The 19,382-nt window shown below is 41.8% G+C and carries 18 protein-coding genes; 10 read left to right on the top strand and 8 right to left on the bottom strand.

The window, feature by feature from the left end; all coding sequences use genetic code 11:
- Nucleotides 1-93: 93 nt before the first annotated feature.
- Complete coding sequence (locus tag J8Z24_RS17345; protein ID WP_176033363.1) at nt 94-888, bottom strand: thioesterase family protein; 795 nt, start codon at nt 886-888, stop codon at nt 94-96.
- 343 nt (nt 889-1,231) lie between these two features.
- On the opposite strand from J8Z24_RS17345, the gene dnaK reads away from it, so the two are divergent.
- The gene (gene dnaK, locus J8Z24_RS17340) at nt 1,232-3,154 is read left to right on the top strand and encodes a molecular chaperone DnaK (protein WP_176033364.1); all 1,923 of its coding nucleotides are present in this window, start codon (nt 1,232-1,234) and stop codon (nt 3,152-3,154) included.
- A gap of 153 nt (nt 3,155-3,307) precedes the next feature.
- Nucleotides 3,308-4,444 carry a molecular chaperone DnaJ gene (dnaJ, locus tag J8Z24_RS17335; protein WP_125253487.1) on the top strand — a complete coding sequence of 379 codons (1,137 nt, stop codon included), beginning with the start codon at nt 3,308-3,310 and terminating at the stop codon, nt 4,442-4,444.
- Between the two features lie 129 nt (nt 4,445-4,573).
- Here the strand turns inward: dnaJ and J8Z24_RS17330 are convergent, their stop codons facing one another.
- Nucleotides 4,574-4,795 carry a hypothetical protein gene (locus tag J8Z24_RS17330; protein ID WP_176033365.1) on the bottom strand — a complete coding sequence of 74 codons (222 nt, stop codon included), beginning with the start codon at nt 4,793-4,795 and terminating at the stop codon, nt 4,574-4,576.
- A gap of 175 nt (nt 4,796-4,970) precedes the next feature.
- Nucleotides 4,971-5,144, bottom strand: a complete 174-nt coding sequence (locus J8Z24_RS17325; protein ID WP_176033366.1) for a hypothetical protein — start codon at nt 5,142-5,144, stop codon at nt 4,971-4,973.
- A 278-nt stretch (nt 5,145-5,422) separates the two neighbouring features.
- On the opposite strand from J8Z24_RS17325, the gene ybaK reads away from it, so the two are divergent.
- The 4 genes from ybaK (at nt 5,423) to J8Z24_RS17305 (ending at nt 10,799) form a co-directional block, all read left to right on the top strand.
- Nucleotides 5,423-5,881 (top strand): Cys-tRNA(Pro) deacylase, encoded by a 459-nt coding sequence (gene ybaK, locus J8Z24_RS17320; RefSeq protein ID WP_125253489.1) that lies wholly within the window; start codon nt 5,423-5,425, stop codon nt 5,879-5,881.
- 616 nt (nt 5,882-6,497) lie between these two features.
- A complete protein-coding gene (locus J8Z24_RS17315; RefSeq protein WP_176033367.1) occupies nt 6,498-8,753 on the top strand; it encodes an acyl-CoA dehydrogenase in 2,256 nt (751 codons plus the stop codon).
- A 273-nt stretch (nt 8,754-9,026) separates the two neighbouring features.
- Complete coding sequence (locus J8Z24_RS17310; protein WP_176033368.1) at nt 9,027-9,968, top strand: phosphotransferase; 942 nt, start codon at nt 9,027-9,029, stop codon at nt 9,966-9,968.
- Complete coding sequence (locus J8Z24_RS17305) at nt 9,969-10,799, top strand: EamA family transporter (RefSeq protein ID WP_252095845.1); 831 nt, start codon at nt 9,969-9,971, stop codon at nt 10,797-10,799. It begins immediately after the preceding gene.
- Between the two features lie 21 nt (nt 10,800-10,820).
- Here the strand turns inward: J8Z24_RS17305 and J8Z24_RS17300 are convergent, their stop codons facing one another.
- Both J8Z24_RS17300 and J8Z24_RS17295 read right to left on the bottom strand, forming a co-directional pair.
- A complete protein-coding gene (locus tag J8Z24_RS17300) occupies nt 10,821-12,467 on the bottom strand; it encodes a S8 family serine peptidase (RefSeq protein ID WP_252095844.1) in 1,647 nt (548 codons plus the stop codon).
- Between the two features lie 159 nt (nt 12,468-12,626).
- Nucleotides 12,627-13,676 (bottom strand): ABC transporter substrate-binding protein, encoded by a 1,050-nt coding sequence (locus J8Z24_RS17295; protein WP_252095843.1) that lies wholly within the window; start codon nt 13,674-13,676, stop codon nt 12,627-12,629.
- Between the two features lie 239 nt (nt 13,677-13,915).
- Here J8Z24_RS17295 and J8Z24_RS17290 point away from each other — a divergent pair, with 239 nt between their 5' ends.
- Nucleotides 13,916-14,311 (top strand): cytochrome b562, encoded by a 396-nt coding sequence (locus tag J8Z24_RS17290; RefSeq protein ID WP_252095842.1) that lies wholly within the window; start codon nt 13,916-13,918, stop codon nt 14,309-14,311.
- 61 nt (nt 14,312-14,372) lie between these two features.
- Here J8Z24_RS17290 and ykgO read toward each other — a convergent pair whose 3' ends face one another.
- Together ykgO and J8Z24_RS17280 are read right to left on the bottom strand one after the other, a co-directional pair.
- Nucleotides 14,373-14,510: a type B 50S ribosomal protein L36 gene (ykgO, locus tag J8Z24_RS17285; protein ID WP_080672543.1), complete on the bottom strand. Its 138-nt coding sequence runs from the start codon at nt 14,508-14,510 to the stop codon at nt 14,373-14,375.
- 5 nt (nt 14,511-14,515) lie between these two features.
- Nucleotides 14,516-14,773, bottom strand: coding sequence for a type B 50S ribosomal protein L31 (locus J8Z24_RS17280; protein ID WP_125253496.1), 258 nt, complete (start codon nt 14,771-14,773; stop codon nt 14,516-14,518).
- 531 nt (nt 14,774-15,304) lie between these two features.
- Between J8Z24_RS17280 and J8Z24_RS17275 the strand changes: the two genes are divergently transcribed.
- Entirely contained in the window at nt 15,305-15,559 is a 255-nt protein-coding gene (locus tag J8Z24_RS17275; protein WP_125253497.1) for a hypothetical protein, read from the top strand.
- Nucleotides 15,560-15,903: 344 nt separating this feature from the next.
- Here the strand turns inward: J8Z24_RS17275 and J8Z24_RS17270 are convergent, their stop codons facing one another.
- Nucleotides 15,904-16,557, bottom strand: coding sequence for a DUF6058 family natural product biosynthesis protein (locus tag J8Z24_RS17270; RefSeq protein ID WP_125253507.1), 654 nt, complete (start codon nt 16,555-16,557; stop codon nt 15,904-15,906).
- 174 nt (nt 16,558-16,731) lie between these two features.
- On the opposite strand from J8Z24_RS17270, the gene J8Z24_RS17265 reads away from it, so the two are divergent.
- Complete coding sequence (locus J8Z24_RS17265) at nt 16,732-17,646, top strand: 4-hydroxy-tetrahydrodipicolinate synthase (protein ID WP_128732325.1); 915 nt, start codon at nt 16,732-16,734, stop codon at nt 17,644-17,646.
- 55 nt (nt 17,647-17,701) lie between these two features.
- On the top strand, nt 17,702-18,985 hold the full coding sequence (locus tag J8Z24_RS17260; RefSeq protein ID WP_176033372.1) for a DEAD/DEAH box helicase: 1,284 nt from the start codon (nt 17,702-17,704) through the stop codon (nt 18,983-18,985).
- Nucleotides 18,986-19,382: the final 397 nt, after the last annotated feature.

Raw genomic sequence — 19,382 nt, 5'->3', positions numbered from 1 at the left:
CAAGCGATGGTTATATGATATTTTGAATTTCTACATTCTAATCAAGCTGCGATTTGGATAAGGAATGCGCCAACTCCTTATCCTGAGTTTAGCTTAATCAAATACCGCAACTGTTTGACGGCTCAGTGCGGCCAATTTACCATCTTGTGTCCAAATTTTTGCATCTTCTATCCCATAGCCGTTGTTGCTGTGGTGTGTAATAGCTTCAAAACCCAGCCAAGATTGAGACGATAGGTCAATATCACTCAGAAACTCAATATACCATGACATACTACTAGCAGGGCTTGGTGCTTTACACATTTGCAGTAGAGTCGGTGGCCACGCATCCGCTAGTGCTAGCACGTGCAGCTCATTCATGTTGGCATTTTGCTGCTTGAACCTCATCCATCCACCTAAATTAGAAGATGCAGCGCCTGAAAAAGGCAATGCTCCTTGCTGGGCATTTAAGGCTACATGTTGGAAAAACGCTGGCATAACACCTTCTTGATACGGTAAAACTGCTGCTGTATTGACTTCCTGTAGAGAAGGGCGTTCATTATTTGAGACAGCAATGGCTGACTCTCTATCTTTGCCAAAACAACCGATAGCAATTAAACATACTTGGCCTGATTGAACTAATTGTGTTTGCATTTGAGTTGCATTTTTGCCGCTACGTAGAATAGTTGTAGATACTGTAAATGGAGTACCTTCAAGCAATGGGCCTACAAAGTTTACACTCACGGAGAGTAACCGACGAGGCTCATCAAGTTGGTGCTTCATGTTTTGTACCGCAATAGCTGCTGACAATCCGCCGAATGCAGTGCGACCTTGACACCAGCTTGCTGGGAAGGTCATTTGTGCTTCTTTCTCTTTTAAGCACGGAGAGTGAATAAGTTCATCAAATGTCATGTTGTCATTTCTCATTATTTATTATGTTTGCAATTAGCATAACTGGTCTAACCAGGTAAGCAAGAGAGAAATGTTAGAACCATTATTATGTAGTAACACTAAATCGACGTATTCATTGGTCGCTTTAGGTCGATGCTTGAGCAATGGTTTATCAGTTGTCGATTTACATAAGGCTATTACGAAATAGGCAATAAAAGTTGATTTTTTGAGCGAAACACATGAAACAGGAAAAAAATTCGATTTTTTTTAATTTTTTTTAGTTGTGACGCTTGAATTACAAATTGGCGGCCCTATTTATCAAAGCAACTAACTGAACAACGAATTTTGAAGTCGGAGATGATTCATGGGTAAAATTATTGGAATCGATTTAGGTACTACTAACTCTTGTGTAGCGGTACTTGATGGTGACAAGCCGCGCGTTATTGAAAATGCTGAGGGCGACCGCACAACTCCTTCTGTTATTGCATTTACAGATGATGGTGAAACACTAGTAGGCCAGCCGGCAAAACGCCAGGCGGTGACTAACCCTAAAAACACACTATACGCAATCAAGCGTCTAATTGGTCGTCGTTTTGAAGATGAAGAAGTACAGCGTGACCTTAGCATCATGCCTTTCAACATCGTAAAAGCGGACAATGGTGACGCTTGGGTTGAAGTGCGTGGTGAGAAAAGAGCTGCACCTCAGATCTCAGCTGAAGTTCTTAAGAAGATGAAAAAAACAGCTGAAGACTTTCTTGGTGAGGCAGTAACAGAAGCTGTTATTACAGTTCCTGCATACTTTAACGATTCACAGCGTCAAGCAACAAAAGATGCAGGTCGTATCGCAGGTCTTGAAGTTAAGCGTATTATCAATGAGCCAACAGCAGCAGCTCTTGCTTACGGCATGGATAAAAAACAAGGCGACAATGTTGTTGCGGTATACGATTTAGGTGGTGGTACATTCGATATCTCAATCATCGAGATTGATGAAGTTGAAGGCGAGCACACATTTGAAGTACTAGCAACCAACGGTGACACTCACTTAGGTGGTGAAGACTTTGATAACCGCGTTATCAACTACTTAGTTGCTGAGTTCAAAAAAGATCAAGGCATTGACCTGAAGACTGACCCGCTAGCGATGCAGCGTGTTAAAGAAGCTGCAGAAAAAGCAAAAATTGAGCTTTCATCTGCACAGCAAACAGAGGTTAATCTACCTTACGTAACTGCTGACGCGACAGGTCCTAAGCACATGAACGTGAAGCTTACTCGTGCAAAACTTGAGTCACTAGTTGAAGACTTGGTTGCGCAATCAATCGAGCCACTAAAGCGTGCATTAGCTGATGCAGATCTGTCTGTAAACGACGTGAACGACATCATCCTAGTTGGTGGTCAAACACGTATGCCACTGGTACAGAAGAAAGTTGCAGAGTTCTTTGGTAAAGAGCCACGTAAAGACGTAAACCCTGATGAAGCGGTAGCAGTCGGTGCTGCGGTTCAAGGTGGTGTACTTGCGGGTGACGTGAAAGACGTACTACTACTTGACGTTTGTCCTCTGTCTCTAGGTATTGAGACTATGGGTCAAGTAATGACTGCGTTAATCGAGAAAAATACGACTATCCCTACTAAAAAGTCGCAAACTTTCTCAACAGCAGAAGACAACCAGTCTGCAGTAACAATTCACGTACTACAAGGTGAGCGTAAGCGCTCAAGCGATAACAAGTCTCTAGGTCAATTCAACCTAGAAGGTATTCGTCCAGCTCAGCGTGGTGTACCACAAATCGAAGTTACTTTTGATGTGGATGCAGATGGTATCTTACACGTATCTGCGAAAGACAAAGATACAGGTAAAGAGCAGAAAATCACTATCCAAGCTTCTTCAGGTCTAAGCGATGATGAAGTAGAAAAAATGGTACGTGATGCAGAAGCAAATGCTGAAGAAGATAAGAAATTTGAAGAGCTAGTTGGCGCTCGTAACCAAGCTGATGCACTTGTTCACGCAACTCGCAAGCAAGTGGAAGAAGCGGGTGACGACCTTCCTGCTGATGACAAGACAGCAATTGAAGCTGCACTTGGCGAGCTAGAAGCAGCAATTAAGGGCGACAGCAAAGAAGAAATCGATGCTAAGACACAAGCGCTAGCAGAGAAATCTCAAAAGCTAATGGAAATCGCTCAAGCAAAAGCGCAAGCTCAACAAGCTGGCGGTGATGCAGGTGCCCAACAAGATTCAGCGAAAAAAGACGATGACGTAGTTGACGCTGAATTTGAAGAAGTTAAAGACGACAAGTAATTGTAGGTCTTAAAGGAGGGCGCGCTGGCTGTATGGCTTGTCGCGCCCTACGTGTTTATAAATTAGACTGTTGTCTCGCAATTATTTGCAAGCGACAGGGCTCAATAGAGTCTGCAACGACATAAGTTGCCAAGAAAGAGTAGTGTGATAAAAATGTCTAAACCTGACTATTATGAAGTATTAGGTGTTGCAAGAGACGCCAGTGAACGTGACATTAAAAAGGCGTATAAACGTCTTGCAATGAAGTATCACCCTGACCGTACTGCTGGTAACGCTGAACTCGAAGCGAAATTTAAAGAAGTAAAAGAAGCTTACGAGATATTGACTGATAGTCAAAAACGCCAGATGTATGATCAATACGGCCATGCAGCTTTCGAACAAGGCGGTGGTGCTGGTCATGGTGGATTTGGCGGTGCTGGCGACTTCGGCGATATTTTCGGGGACGTATTCGGTGATATCTTTGGTGGTGGCGGTGGCCGTCGTCAATCAAGACAACAACGTGGTGCTGATTTAAGATATAACCTTGAGTTAAGTCTTGAAGAAGCGGTACGTGGTAAGCAGGTTGATATTCAAGTTCCAACTTGGGTGAGCTGTAAACCATGCGATGGCAGTGGTGCAAAAGCTGGCTCGAAGCCTAAAACTTGTACAACTTGTCATGGTGCAGGCCAAGTTCAAATGCGCCAAGGCTTTTTTGCTGTACAGCAAACTTGTCCAACTTGTCAGGGCACAGGTCAGATAATTTCAGACCCATGTAACAGCTGTCATGGACAAGGGCGTGTAGAAAAAACGAAGACACTGAATGTTAAGATCCCTGCTGGGGTTGATACGGGTGACAGAGTACGTTTATCCGGTGAAGGGGAAGCCGGTGCACATGGTGCTCCAGCCGGTGATTTATATGTACAGGTGAGTGTAAAAGAACACCCTATCTTTGTACGCGATGGCAATAACTTATACTGTGAAGTGCCTATTAGCTTTACAACAGCAGCACTTGGTGGCGAAATTGAAGTCCCGACGCTAGATGGTCGTGCAAAACTGAAAATTCCATCAGAAAGCCAAACTGGTAAAATGTTCCGTATGCGCGGTAAAGGTGTGAAGTCTGTGCGCAGTGGTGCGGTAGGTGACTTAATTTGTAAAGTCGTACTGGAGACGCCAGTAAACTTAAACGAGCGTCAAAAAGCGCTTCTTCAAGAATTTGAAGACTCTATGGGCGAAAATAATGGTAAAAACCGCCCTAAAGCGCAAGGCTTTTTTGACGGCGTTAAAAAGTTCTTTGACGACTTAACTAAGTAGCTTGAATTTCGGATAATCAATGCTGCTCTAGTCGTGGACTTTTGTCCTAACAGCATTAAATGTACGTTTGGTAGCTAGCTTACTTATAATGCCCGCAAATAATGTGGGCATTGTTGATTGGAAAGAATATTACGATTCAACAATCAAGATGTGCGTTGGTGCTTTTCCGCAATAACAAACAGCACCACTGATCTTGGCGTGCACGCGAATATTTTTCGTCGCTGTGAGATGGGCACACTTATTACTGCATAGCTGCATGGTTTTCCAATGTTCATACTCTTGACATAAAACTAATACCAATAAGAAGAACCCGACAAGGCAAAACAGATATTTAACTATCAATATTTTCATTACCTTCCACCGAAATAACAGGAGGTGCTTGTCCTTCGCCGTTTGGTTTTTATTCTCCTTAGTGTATTTTGGTCGCAACACTCTACTTGCCGCCAGTAATCTAAGCAGAAGTTGAGCAACAATGTACAAAATCACTTAGGTGGACTCAAAGAGAAGCGCTTGATCCACATTACTACTATGTTGCCATACAAGAATACAGGCTAGGGTGGCTTTGCAGGTGCACAGGGCCTTTATCGCCTGACTCACATTGAGTAACTATGGTGCGTAGCGGCTGCCTCATATCAGTACTAATACCAATTTGACTTAATACTTGCTCAATTTGAAGGAGTAAACCTGACGCTAACAGCATTAAAAATTTCTTATTTAGAACAACTAAATAGCAAAATTTTTGCCTTGTTATCGACAAGACTTTCTCGCCTCAAAATAGATCACTTAATTAAGCAAATGGGTATAACCAAACTGCTACAAAAACAAACTTAAAAAATAAGCAGAGCTAAGATCCTCACCTGAAATCTAGACTTGCTTGTTTGGTATTTATCAGTATAGACAAGATTGACATCTTAAAGAGAAAGCGCATTAATATCAGAATACTTGCGCAATAGTAACAGAAGTGTAAAAGGAAGCTTGATGACTCCAGCGATTAACTTACTCAAAAAGACTAACGTTGAATTTAAAATACTGCAATTTGAGCATGATCCTAACGACAATGACTTTGCAAATGAGGCTGCAACAAAGCTTAACTTAGATAGAGAAAAAGTATTCAAAACATTATTAATAGAGGTTGATGGGCAACTATATGTAGCGGTATCACCAGCAACTAAACAGGTGGATCTGAAAGCATTTGCAAAGGCATGTGAAGGTAAAAAAGCGCAGCTTGCTGAACAGCTGTATGCACAAAAAGTTACCGGTTATTTGGTCGGCGGGATTAGCCCATTTGCCCAGAAAAAACAACTGCCTACATTACTCCACGAAAGTGCTTTGTCATTTGAGCAAGTGTATGTGAGTGCAGGGAAACGTGGAGTGGAAGTGGCCATTTCGCCGACAGATATAAAAGCTATTTGCAAAGCAAAAATAGCATGTTTTTAGCGTCACAACTTTGCACAGCGTTTAGTTATCAGTGTGGCTAAGAAACGTTTATTTCATAATGAAGGTAACTGAAGCTTGGGATCAAGCAAAAATCGCCGACTACACCTACCTTAGGTTATAGCTTTGGTGCGCTACGATGACGCCCAAAAGACTATTATACCGGATGAATAAGGTGCTCTATTGTAGCTGTTTTTGACGAAATATTATTTGTATTGATGTGATAAGCCATTACTTTTAAGGAGCTAAAACGCTTCATTTATTAGTACCAAGACGTTGTTGTGCATTGTAAGTTATAGCCAAAAAATAGCGCCATACTGAACAGCATGTCTTGCTACTTCATGATATCAAGCCGTCTTCATTTTGGGCGTAAGCTAACATCTATCTCAGCTTCTCTTATGTCACAACGGAGAGCTTCCCTTTTTTAAGCATATTTTTGTCATCGCTCTGCAAAATATTACTTTCAACTTACACGTGTAAGCTATTAATTTTGCAGTCATTTATATTAATCGCTAGATAACTCAGTAAAAAAAGCGTTAAAAAGAGAGGTAGAGTAATTGATCTAAACGCATTTTTATGCCGTAATGTAAGTATATTTATCTGGTCGGATGAGTTAATTATGAGCTTAAGAACGAATTTAAGAAAGATCCTCCCAAGCATTTCTATCACAGAACAAGAAGCATTAGATGCCGGTGATGTTTGGTTAGAAGGATCGATTTATCAAGGTAAACCTGATTTTGCAGCACTACGCGCTGTGCCAGAAGCCAAGCTAAGCACTGAAGAACAAGCGTTTTTAGATGGTCCTGTGAAAGAACTCATGGGTATGATAGATGACTCAGAAATTCAAAATGGCAAACACTTGCCAGAGCATGTGCTTGAATTTTTGAAAAAAGAAAGATTTTTTTCACTAATCATTCCAAAAGAGTACGGTGGTCTAGAGTTTAGCCCTTACGCCAACTCAACGATTGTTGGCACGATTGCTACCAAGTCTTCAGCTGTAGCGGTAACCGTTATGGTTCCAAACTCGCTGGGTCCTGGCGAGTTGTTGCTCCACTACGGTACTAAAGAACAGCAGGCGCACTACCTTCCTCGTCTAGCCAATGGCCGTGATATTCCGTGTTTCGCATTAACAAGTCCAGAAGCGGGTTCTGACGCCGGTGGCATTCCGGATCAAGGCATTGTTACAAAAGGTGTGCACAATGGTGAAGAAGTTCTAGGTCTCGAAATAACTTGGGATAAACGCTACATTACTCTTGCGCCAATCGCAACCGTTCTTGGTCTAGCATTCAAAGTACTTGATCCAGAAGGTTTGCTTGGCGGTAAAAAAGAACTTGGCATTACCTGTGCGTTAATACCGCATGATCACCCGGGTGTGCAACTTGGTAATCGTCATGACCCAATGGGAATTCGCTTTTATAACGGTACAACCCGTGGTGAAAAAGTCTTTATTCCTATGGACTTTATTATCGGCGGCAAAAAGAATATTGGTCGTGGCTGGCAAATGCTGGTCAGTTGCTTAGGTGCCGGTCGTGGTATTTCATTACCTGCGCTTGGCGTATCGACAAGCCAAGTGGCACTAAAGTCGGCATCTGAATACGCGGCTGTCCGTGAGCAATTTGGCCTGTCTATTGGTCAGTTTGAAGGTATTCAGGAAAAGTTGGCGGATATCGCAGGCAAAGCATATTTGCAAGAAGCAATGCGAGTACTAACTACTGAAGGTTTGGGGATGGGTCTTAAGCCATCAGTAGTGACGGCTATCGCTAAATATCACATGACGGAAACTGGTCGTGACGTGCTTGACTCAGCGATGGATATTCTTGCTGGTAAGGCAATCCAAAACGGTCCGCAAAATACACTTGCAAGCGGTTATGTTGCTCAGCCAATAGCGATCACGGTGGAAGGGGCAAATATTTTGACTCGTAACCTGATGATTTTTGGTCAAGGTGTAATGCGTTGTCACCCTTACTTGCAATCAATGGTAGAGTCAATCCACAGCGAAGAAAAAAATGCTGACAGTAAGTTCAGAGGTATTCTGACCAAAACGGTAAGCTACAGCGTTGCAAACAGCTTACGCGCATTCAAGTACGGTGTGATGCCATTTACTGCTGATGCTAAGTCATCACTGCCAGAAGTTCGAGAGTATGAAAAAGCGGCACATAGGCTTGCTGCTAAACTTGCCGTATATGCTGACTTTTCATTACTTGTGTTGGGCGGTAAATTGAAGCAAGCAGAGATGCTCTCCGCCCGACTAGGCGATGTTATGAGTTACCTATATGCAGCAATGGCGTCCATTAAATACTATGAGCAGAAAGTTGCGGTATCTGAGCGTGAGCAGGCGGCTCCTTATTTCCACTACGCAACAAGATACGCGTTAACTAGCGCAGAAGAAGCACTGCATAAGTTCTTGGACAACTTCCCTGCGAGCGGTACTCGTAAATTCATGCGTGTAATCACGATGCAGTTTAGTGGAAAACAGATGCCGAAAATAAATGATAACATGGTGCGCGAGCTTGCCGCTGCTGCACAAATGGATACACCATTTAAGGCTCAATTAACCCACCTTGTTAAGCCTACAGCAGGTGACGGACACGATATTAATGAGCAGGCATATAAAGCTAAAATGGGCTGTTTAGATTTACTTGCTAAGGTGAAAAAAGCCGTTCGTCGACGTGAAATTCAACCTGGTGTTCGTTTTGAGCAAACTCTTGATAATGCACTAGTTGCAAATCTTATCAATGAAGAAGAATACGCAAAATTAGTTGACTACAATCGTAAGCGTGAAAAAGCCATTCGCGTAGATGAGTTTGACTTTGATTTAAACTTACTTAATGAGGAAACCGCAAAAGAAGCTGTCAAGCAAGCGGTAAACGAATAAGTTAGCCATTCACTTGTTGGTAAACTTAAAAGCCCTTAGCCGATTGGTTAAGGGCTTTTTCATGTTGGGTAAAGATAATAACAGCAGCTATACTAAGAGTCTCACGGGACAATAGCTTGTTTATATTAGGTGACCGAGTGTTGTTGATTTTGACGCTCAGGGCTTATCAAACGAGCAGGCTTTGGTGTTGTGTTTGAATAACTTGGGCGAATAATTAATCAGAGAGATTGATTAATTACATTTCAAGTTAAATAACAAAAAGGGTATAACTCAGTGAAAATAATTATTCCTAATGATGTAATTTCTGTGCCCATCTCATTAAAAAGAAATCAGCAACTTTGGAGCGGTTGTGGTGATATGCTGTTTATCAACCATGACGTTGGTAAATTAGCGATAAAAAGAACCAAAGTGCCTAAGCAGGTAACACACTCACGCATTTCACAGTCAGCCGTGGCCTTAAAGAGAAAAGCACACTCATACCAAGTAGAAAGGCACTTTTATAAATACCATGCTTGCGAGCTTATACCGCCTTGTAATACCGCGAGTTATTTAGGGGAAGGTGGAGCTAATGGTATGGATTACATTGTATTTAGGGACTTCTCTAGTCAGGGTTTTGTGCAAGTTGATAAACCATCTGAAGCACAAATAATGGCTGTGATTGGCTGGCTTGCCAAGTTTCATGCTCACTTTTTACAAAGCCCCGCAGAGCATGTTTGGGAGCAAGGAAATTACTGGCACCTAGAAACTCGTCCTGATGAATTTAAAAGAATGGCTGATGGTGAAGTAAAGCAAGCCGCCAGTTTATTGCACCATAAAATAAAAAATAGCTACTGGCACACATGGATCCACGGAGATGCAAAATTAGCTAATTTTGCATTTAATGGAGAGCAAGCGCTGGGATTTGATTTCCAATACGTGGGCAAAGGCATTGGAGTTTCAGATTTAATGCTGTTCATTACCTCGGTTTTAGATGAGCAAGCACAACTACTTTATGCGGATGACTACCTTAAGTTGTACTTAGATACCTTACGGGTCGAGCTGTTAGGCAAAGCAGCCTCAATAGACGTAGCACAGCTACTTAGCGAGTGGGAAGCGCTGTGGCCGGTTGTGTGGGCTGACTTCTATCGGTTTTTGTTAGGCTGGAAGCCTGATCACTTTAAAATTAATAAATACATGAAGTTTCAAACTCAAATTGCTTTACAACAAGGGCGGTAAATGGCGGTTGCCCTACTAAGCGCTTTACACTGGGCTATTTTTGATTTTTTAAGAAAAAGGCTAGCGAGCTATTATAGCGCGGCACAGATGTCAGTGATGTTGAGTCTGCTTGTGCTACCAGTCTACCTTGGTTATTGGTGTTTCGTTGATAAGCAGCTACCTGATTGGAAATATTTTAAACCTGCGCTAATTAGCGGAGTACTTGCAGCTATTGGTAGCGTCAGCTTTATTCAAGCGTTGGCACTGGGCAGGATGGCATTGATCTTACCTCTGTTATCGGTTACTCCTGCTGTTGCTGGCATTTTTGCTTGGCTATTACTGGGGGAATTATTAACCTTACATCAGTCACTTCTTCTAACGGTGATTGTGAGTGCGTCTTTCATATTGCAAGGTGGCAAATTTATCTTTCAAGAGCCTGGTGCAAAACAAGTAACTATCACATCATTTTGTTGGGGGTTATGTATTGTTTTTGACAAGCAAGCATTACAGTACAGTTCGCTTTCTTTTCATGCCACGTTTATTACCCTAATGGTGCTTATGGTTAACTTCATCTTTCTACGCCCGAGGTATTCATTTCAAGAGCTAACAAAGCATGCTGGGCTTTGGGGGTTGTCGACGCTTGTGTTTGCCATTGCTGTTATTGCCCAGATGCAAGCATTAAGTGGGCTACAGCCTGGGATGGTGGAGGGGCTGAAAAGAGCCATTGGTATCGTCAGTGCGAGTTTGCTCGGCATGTGGTGTTTTAAAGAACAGCTATCAATAAGAGAGTGGTGGATGATATTAGTTATCTTGATTGCCAGTGTTTTGTTAGCAATGAGTAGTGGTGCTTAAACACCACTACTCATCAAGTTGTTATTTACACTGTGCCACCTTTGTCCAAACATTTGAGTAGATTTCAGGGCTTGCACCTTGTGACCAGTATGTCGCTTTGTACTCGAAGCCTTTGAATGATACTCGGTCACCTTTATAGTAGCGCTTTGTCGCATTCCATTCTTGGATACCTTTACATCCCGTAGGTGCGCCATCTACTGTAACGGAAACTGTTTTTGATGCTGTTTTATTGTTTGCAGCAGTTACAGTTAATGTCACTTGATAAGTACCAGCTGAAGCATAGGTATGTGATGGGTTTGTTTGCGAGCTCGTTGCACCATCACCAAATTGCCACTGGTAGCGACCAGACGTCGATTGGTTACTGAATGTAGCGGTCATACCATCTACAGCAACGCTAAAGTTCGCATTTACAGCGCCTGAGGTATCACAGCCATTCGCAGTTAAATAATCTACAGCAGCTTTCGCTTGGACAATACCGTGACCATAAGACGTATCACGTCCAGCTTGACCTTTATCTTTTGCCGTTGCATTTAACACATTTCGGATTTGCTTGGCTGTACATTGCGGGAATTGACTCCAAACCAATGCTGCAACGCCGGAAACGTGAGGTGTTGCCATCGATGTACCACTAATGCTTCTGTAAGCACCGTTATTCCATGTAGAGTTAACACCAACACCAGGCCCTGCAATTTCAACCTGGCTGTTGTACTGTGAGAATGAAGCTTTAGATTCTGAGCTATCTACCGCAGCAACTGACACAACTGCATCATAAGATGCCGGATAGCTTAGCGAGCTGTTACCGCCGTTACCTGCTGCGGCAATATGTAGCATGCCACGTTGATAACTTTGTTCAAAGGCATTTCGTTCCGCCGTAGAGCTGCCACTGCCTCCTAAGCTCATGCTGGTTACGTTAGCGCCTGCTTGCTCACACTGCTCAATCGCTTTAATAAGATTAGAGCCATATGCCCAACGGCCTTGGTCGTTAAATACTTTAACAATATGCAGACCTAATTGACCTGATGGGTTTACACCAACCACACCTGTTCCATTACCACCAAGCGCTGCTATTGTACCAGCTACGTGAGTGCCATGTCCGTTGCCGTCATTACTCCATAAACCTGTATCGTAATTACCATAGCCATCATTACCGGTGATCCCAGTACTAGGTAAGTCTTGATGACCTAGCGTGTAGCCTGTATCCATGATACAAACCTTGCGATTACTGCTGTAACTATCTGAAACCTGATCAGCCTGTACCATTCTAATCCCATATGGAGTGGCTTCTGCTAGCAAGTCAATTGCAGTAGGCTCTATCGCCGGCAAGTAACGCTTTGGGTCAATCTCAACTTGAGCAATATTCTTATCTTCCTGCAGTTGTTGCATTTGTGCCGGAGATACCTCTGCAACATACGCATTGACACTCGGAAGTGTGCCCAAAGCCGTTGTACCTAATGTTGTGTATGCCGCCTCCGAAAGGATCTGAGACTTCAAATGCGCGGCTTCAAGATCGTTTAGCTGTAGCGGTAATACGTTAGTTGTGGCGTTATCTTTTAATGTCACGATAACACGCTGAGTGTCCGCCTGCGCTACTGATGAGAGGCTCGCGCAAACACATACGCTTAACGCCGAAAGCTTGATAAATTTTGTTGCTTTTTTACTGTTTTTCATAAGTTCACCTGTTTTACATGTTGTTTACTTTTGTAACTAAAACAGGTGTTGACATCGCTGTCAATTGGAAGGTGCCATTAGTTTCCAAATTGCATTATTTATAGTTTTTAATTTCTGTATTTGAATTGATAATTTTAAAAGTATAAATATATGGGTGGCTTATTGTTGTTTTTTTTGCTTTATTGAGTTGTTTATTTCCCGTATTGTAAATTGCTCTGGCTCATTAATGTAACGTGAAAATACCAGCTGTCCAATAAAGTTTCCATGGATCGCGTTAAAAAGAAGTAAGTTTGACGTGTCTAGTTGTTCGAAAATTGATACTTTTAAATGTCCAATGTAGTTTTGGAATTGATGGTAGTGGGCAAGCCTAGTAAGTGTGTAAGCCCCAAGAAGAACATGACCACCTATAGAAACGTCAAGTTGCGGGGCAATATTCTTATCCCAATTAATACCACCTACGACTACTTTTCGCTGCAGTTCATTTGCAGCTTTTAAGGCGCCAATGGCTATTGGATCATTGGCAGCCCATATTGTTGTAATTGATGGATCTCGACGTAACCATGCTGCTGTTATTCTGTACGCTTCTTGTTGTGACCACTGACTGTTTTCTTCAGCGATTAACTCAATCTCTTTATTATGTTCAAGGTAGGCTAGCATGCCCTTCTGTCTATCCAATGCAGCTGCAGTTGCGACATCACCTAGCAGTGCTAACAGGTGTTTAGATGGGGCGGTGGACTTCATTGATTTTCTCGCAAGTTGGTGCATTAACTTAAACCCGGCTTGGAAATTATTAGGTTCAATAGTGCCAATAATTTGATGTCCTGCATTGGCTAGCGCGAGTTCTGCTTCTTTTGACGGGCCGTTTAGCAAAAATATGATTTTTACGTTTGAGGCTGGTATTGATAATAAATAAGGAATAACGCTGGATTTCTCATCTACGACAATAAGGTAGTCTGGCTGATTGGATAATGCTTGGCTTATCAGTTGCTTCATTAAAATATGATTGCGCTCAGCATAGCTAATTTTTAACTCGATATTTAGGTTATTGGCGCTTGCTTGCATAATCCTGCTTACATTACGCCAGAAGTCTCCTGTGGGGTTTTCGTTGGCAAAGCCTGGATTCACAAACGTAACACTGAATCGTGGTGCAGCTAAAGCTATCTTTGAGGTAATTAAGAGCAGGATGAAAAGTACGAGTTTTTTGAACATAAGCCATAGCTGCGAAATTGTATTGATAAGTCAAAAGAACCGTTGCTTTACAAATTATAGCTCATAAATGCGCTTTAGTGACTGTCATTGTCACGCACATCATGTGGCTTAATAAAGGAGGGTCGGGTACTAGTTGTTTTAAGCCAGCTGTTTACGAAGGTACTTAGGTTATCAACAATAAATGTAGCTCTGATTGCATTTGCTTTATACTAAGCGGCAAATCTAATAGGGAGACCCTCATGATAAAAGTAATTTACGCTATCATATTTTTTGTTTCTACTTCTGTCATCGCAAACGAGCAAAGTGACCTGAATAAAACAATGAAAAAGATGGGACATATATACAAATTAGCAGTGCAGTCTGAAACAAAACAACAAATGCAGGTACATCTAGATGAATTTAAGCTACTTGTACGTGAAAGCAAAGCGTTTAATTTTAAGAAAACGGTAGCTTCAGAATCATTAACCGGTCTTGAGCAAGTATTAGAAACTGTGGCGTTAGTTGAGCAGCGACTTGAGTCAGGCGAACTTGATGCTGCACGTCAAAAATTACTGGAAGTCGATAAGTTGAGGAAGAAATATCACGAGCTCCATGAGCCACCAAGCTTTTGGGAACTGTTATTTGGAAACAAGTGATAGTAAAGTCTATTCTAATCAAGTGCCGATCAGCGATGTTGATTGGCACTTGTTTATACATTTAGCGCTTTTTCTTTTTACCCTGTACCGCCTTAAATCTAGGGTTAGTTTTACAGATCACATACACTCTGCCTCTTCTTTTCACAACTTGACATCCAGGCCTATTTTTAGCGCTTTTAAGTGAGCTTAAGACTTTCATGATTTTTATCCTTTTTTAGACGCTAAATTTTTAAAGCGACGATTAAATTGCGCAACGCGGCCATCACTTGCAACAAGTTTTTGCTTACCTGTATAGAAAGGGTGAGAAGCGCTAGACACATCGATCGGAAAATAGGGATAAGTATTACCATCTAACTCAATCGTTCGGTCAGTTTTAATAGTGGATCCCACGATAAAGTATTTGTCTACAGATGTGTCATGAAAAGCAACAAGTTGATAGTCAGGGTGAATATTTGGTTTCATTACAACGATTCCTACATTTATGTGTTGTTATACTATATCAAATATAAATTAAATAAAAACTATTCTCAACAACTAAATTTTGATGAGATGATATTTACAGCATAATGGTTGTTTTATCGTCGCCATCAACATGAAACTGAACGTATCTTGAGCAGTTAAAAAAAAGGGGGTTACTTTCCTCAAAATTGCCTGATATAACTAATGCTGCATAACAGATCATTATGATATGCGTATCAAAAAATTAGCGTAGTGCAGGTATATTGTTCATACCTGTTTTTACGGTAATTTGATTCGAAGCCATATAAATGTAAGGGCAGTTTGCATAACGACATTATTATTAGTCAAAAGCTTTTACCGAAGCTAGGAGTGGACTTTATCCTCCCGACTTGTTGGTGGAAGAATGTAACTCGTATTACGTACATCGTGCGTGGTATAAAGCAGTAGCCTCATAAATAACTAAAACCTAGTACAATGGTTTGCAACAGAGCATCGTTGTTGACCGATATAAATACAGATAAAAGAGCATTCATTATGGATAAACAAGCTGAATTAGATAACTCAATTTTAGCTAAACTGCAAAGCAGCGATGATTCTGCACTACAGCAAGAGCTGGATTCTTTGTCTTGTACACACAGCGATATTGTGACGCTATTAGCGCAGTATCAGACACTTAGCGAGCAAGAAGATGAATTGTTTGATGCTTGGTATGACAGTTTATGTGAAGATCAATTGAAAGTATTAAAAGCGTTTGAGATTATTCGTGCGCATATTGAGCAGCAAATATAGCCACAGCTTCTCTCGCTGTAATTACAAACGACCAATACCAAGGATTAGTGTTTAAGAAAAGTGCTATCGACAAGGCTTCAAGCTCCAGAAACAGCACATCTATTCGTGCTGTTATCAACAATTCATCAGAGCTTTAGACAATCACGGTTTTATTCGCTTGAAGCTAGCAGCAGTCTGTAGGTTGCAACCGCCCATAGAAGGAGTTAGGCGATAAAGTGTCTTGTACCCGAAGAAGTACAAATTGGTATCTGATTTGTTCCAAGAAGTATTTAATTTTTGCTAGCAAGACGAAGCCCCTCTTTTGACGCTCAGAGAAGTCAGTTAAGTATGATATTAAATTTACGCTACTTTATAGACAAATCATACTTACGGATTAACTGATCAATGTACTTTGACCGTAGCGACTCAGTTTGCTCAGCTTGAGTGTTTGCTGCTAACGCTTTGTTGAGTAATTTCATTGCATTGTGCACTTGTTCTCGTTGCTCAGCTGCAATATTACTAGCTGTTCTGGCTTCTGTAATGTCGTCAATAATGGCACGGCCTAAATCAATATACAGCGCTTCTTCAATGAGCCCATTTTGGCTGATAACGCCGTATTTACCACACAAAAACTGTTGCCACACCTGCTGAACATGTTCAACTAAATCATCACTAAACGACGGATCTTCAGTATAAAAGCCTTTTTCTACACATCTACCCAATGCGTCACAATATTTTTGTCTAAAAAGTTCAAAGGCATTACTCGATTGATCTATTTTGTGTTTTTGTATCAATTGACCCCAATTTAATAAGCCGCGAGCGTAAAAGTCGGTGTACTCTTCGCATTCATAAAGTCCGAAGTAAGAACTACACTTTATTTGGTTCTGAATGCTGTAGCTTGGGTTAGGAAAAAGACTCAGACTTTGCCATTCGGCCAGTCGGTCTTCGGTAATTTTTAAGCTACTGCTCAGCTCAGCAGTGGTATAAAAGTGCGTATTTAAAAAATGTGACAATCCCATAAAGTTAACTGGATGGATATACAGTGGATGTAATTCTGATGGATCTTTACGCAAATAACAAGTGTGCAAAGGCAAAATTAATCAGTTTTAATTGATTTCCATGATTTTATGGGTCGGATCTCCGTCGTATTTATGGTAAAAATGGCGGTTAACAGAATGAGTAATAGAAAAACCATGTATCATATCCAATCAATAAAAAAATCGAGCTTAATCACAGCAATTAAAACGCCTTATACCATGGCGGGCGAAATAGATTTAGATACCTTTGATAAATTGGTGGAAGCCCAAATTACGAACGGTGTAGACGGTATCGTAGTTGCGGGTACGACTGGTGAAGGTCAACTAATGAACTGGGAGGAGCACTTGATGCTGATTGCTCACTCAGCGAATAAGTTTGGTGATAGATTATTAATTGTTGGTAATACAGGAAGCAACAACACCAGAGAAGCAAAAAAAGCAACTGAATATGGCTTTGCTTCAGGCATGCACTGCGCGCTTCAAATTAACCCTTATTACGGCAAAACATCGATTACAGGCGTGAAAGCGCATTTAAACGAGGTGTTAGAAATCGGTCCGGCCTTTATCTACAACGTGCCGGGTAGAACGGGGCAAGATCTTACCCCCGACATTATTGAACCGCTTGCAAATCACAAGCACTTCGTTGGCATGAAAGAGTGTGCCGGTGATGCTCGTATCGCTCATTATGAAGCAATGGGGATTGCTTGTTGGTCTGGGAATGATGATGAGGCTCATGATAGCCGCCATAAAAGCCAGTCCCACGGTGTTATCTCTGTGACGTCAAATTTGGTACCAGGGTTATTCCGGCAATTAATGGACGCACCGAATGACGCGCTTAACAAATCTTTGCTTCCACTAATGAAGTGGTTATTCTGCGAGCCAAATCCAATCGCGATTAATTCCGCTTTAATCATGACCGCAGCGGTAAAGCCCGTATTTAGATTACCTTATGTGCCGCTTTCTGTTGCACAGCAACAAGAGGGGATTGCGCTTCTTTCGCAATTGAAAGAAAGCGATTTTATTGGCGCTACACCAAAATTAATCGACGAAACACTGCTTAAGTTTTGTTAAAAGCCCGTTTGTCATTTATAATCTGCGACCGTTTTTGATTCGGTCGTAGGTTATTATGGCAACGTTTTCTTCATTTAGTTTCGCACAGCCTCTTTTAGATGCGCTGCAAGACATCAATTTTCACACATTAACGCCAATTCAGCAGGCCGCAATTCCTGCCATTCGTCAGGGCAACGATGTGCTCGCTACAGCGCAAACTGGAACAGGGAAAACCGCAGCGTTTGCATTACCTATTATCCAAAAATTGCTAGAGACTGAGTCGCAGCTAACACCTCGTGCGCTTATTCTGGCTCCAACTCGAGAACTTGCTGAGCAAATCGCCAATAATTGCGCTACGTTTGCAAAATATACAGACTTAAAAGTGCAAGCGCTTTTTGGTGGAGTCAATGTTAACGGCCAAGCTGAGCGTTTAAAACAGGGAGTTGATATTCTGGTCGCTACGCCAGGTCGCCTGTTAGATCATATCCGCCTTGGTAATGTTGCTTTGAACACAGTAAAGTATCTCGTGCTGGATGAAGCTGACCGTATGCTCGACATGGGCTTTATCACAGACATGCAAAAGGTAATTGCATCGGTAGATGAGAACAAGCAGTTGTTACTATTCTCGGCGACTTTTCCGTCAGCGATGAAGCAATTTGCCAAACAAGTCCTGAATCAACCTAAGCTTATTCAGACAACACCTGACAATAGCACTGCAGAGACTGTTCGCCATGTTGTATATCCAGTCAAAGAAGAGCGTAAACGGGAGCTACTCTCGGAACTAATTGGTAAAAAGAATTGGCAACAGGTGTTGGTATTTGTCAACATGAAAGAAACAGCGGACAAACTGGTTGAAGAGTTAAAGCTCGACGGGATTGACGCGAATGTTTGTCATGGTGATAAAACTCAAGGAGCCCGTCGCAGAGCGCTAAGGGAATTTACTGAGGGTAAAGTGCGTGTGATGGTCGCCACTGAAGTAGCAGCCCGCGGCCTTGATATTGTTGGTTTACCACGAGTAGTGAACTATGACGTCCCTTATCTGGCTGAAGACTATGTACACCGTATTGGTAGAACAGGACGTGCAGGGCAGTTTGGTTACGCCATTACTTTTGTGAGCCGTGAAGAAGAGTCGGATCTGATCCATATCGAGCAGTTAATTGAACAGCAGATCTCGCGTTACTACTTACCAGGGTATGAAGTCGCTAATCGGGAAAAACTAGTGGAAACAATTCAGAAAAAGCCTGCACATCAACGTCGCAAAGCTCGTGTGAACAAGCCATCGAACCAAGCAAGTGCAGAAGCTCGATTAAAAAACCGTTCTCGTATTGCAAATGTGCGCAAGCAGCAGAAGCAAAAATAATCGTTAGTTAATTCACTTCAGCAACAACGCCAGTCTTTATGCTGGCGTTGTTGATCTTACTCAGAGTGATACTTCCTTAATATTTACTCAATTTGAGTGATTAAATCAGCTGCTAATGGCAGAACAGATAAACAGTTTTCTTTACGGTTACAGAGACTATTGTTGACAGCTGGACACGACATCAGTGTTATCGACAAGGCCTTTGCGTCTCAAATGGGGCGCTTTTCGTAAAGCAAGTAGGTATAGTAGGTTCTAATATAGTAGAATGTTCGAATACAACACAGCTCTGATGTAATACCAATTTGACTTAATACTTGCTCAATTTGAAGGAGTCAATCTGATGCTAACAGCGTTAAAAATTTCTTATTTAGAACAACTAAATAGCAAAATTTTTGCC

The sequence above is a fragment of the Pseudoalteromonas sp. SCSIO 43201 genome (assembly GCF_023716725.1).
Taxonomy (GTDB): domain Bacteria; phylum Pseudomonadota; class Gammaproteobacteria; order Enterobacterales; family Alteromonadaceae; genus Pseudoalteromonas; species Pseudoalteromonas peptidolytica.
Note: the sequence above shows the minus strand (reverse complement) of the source record. Positions and strands in the feature narration are given on the sequence as shown.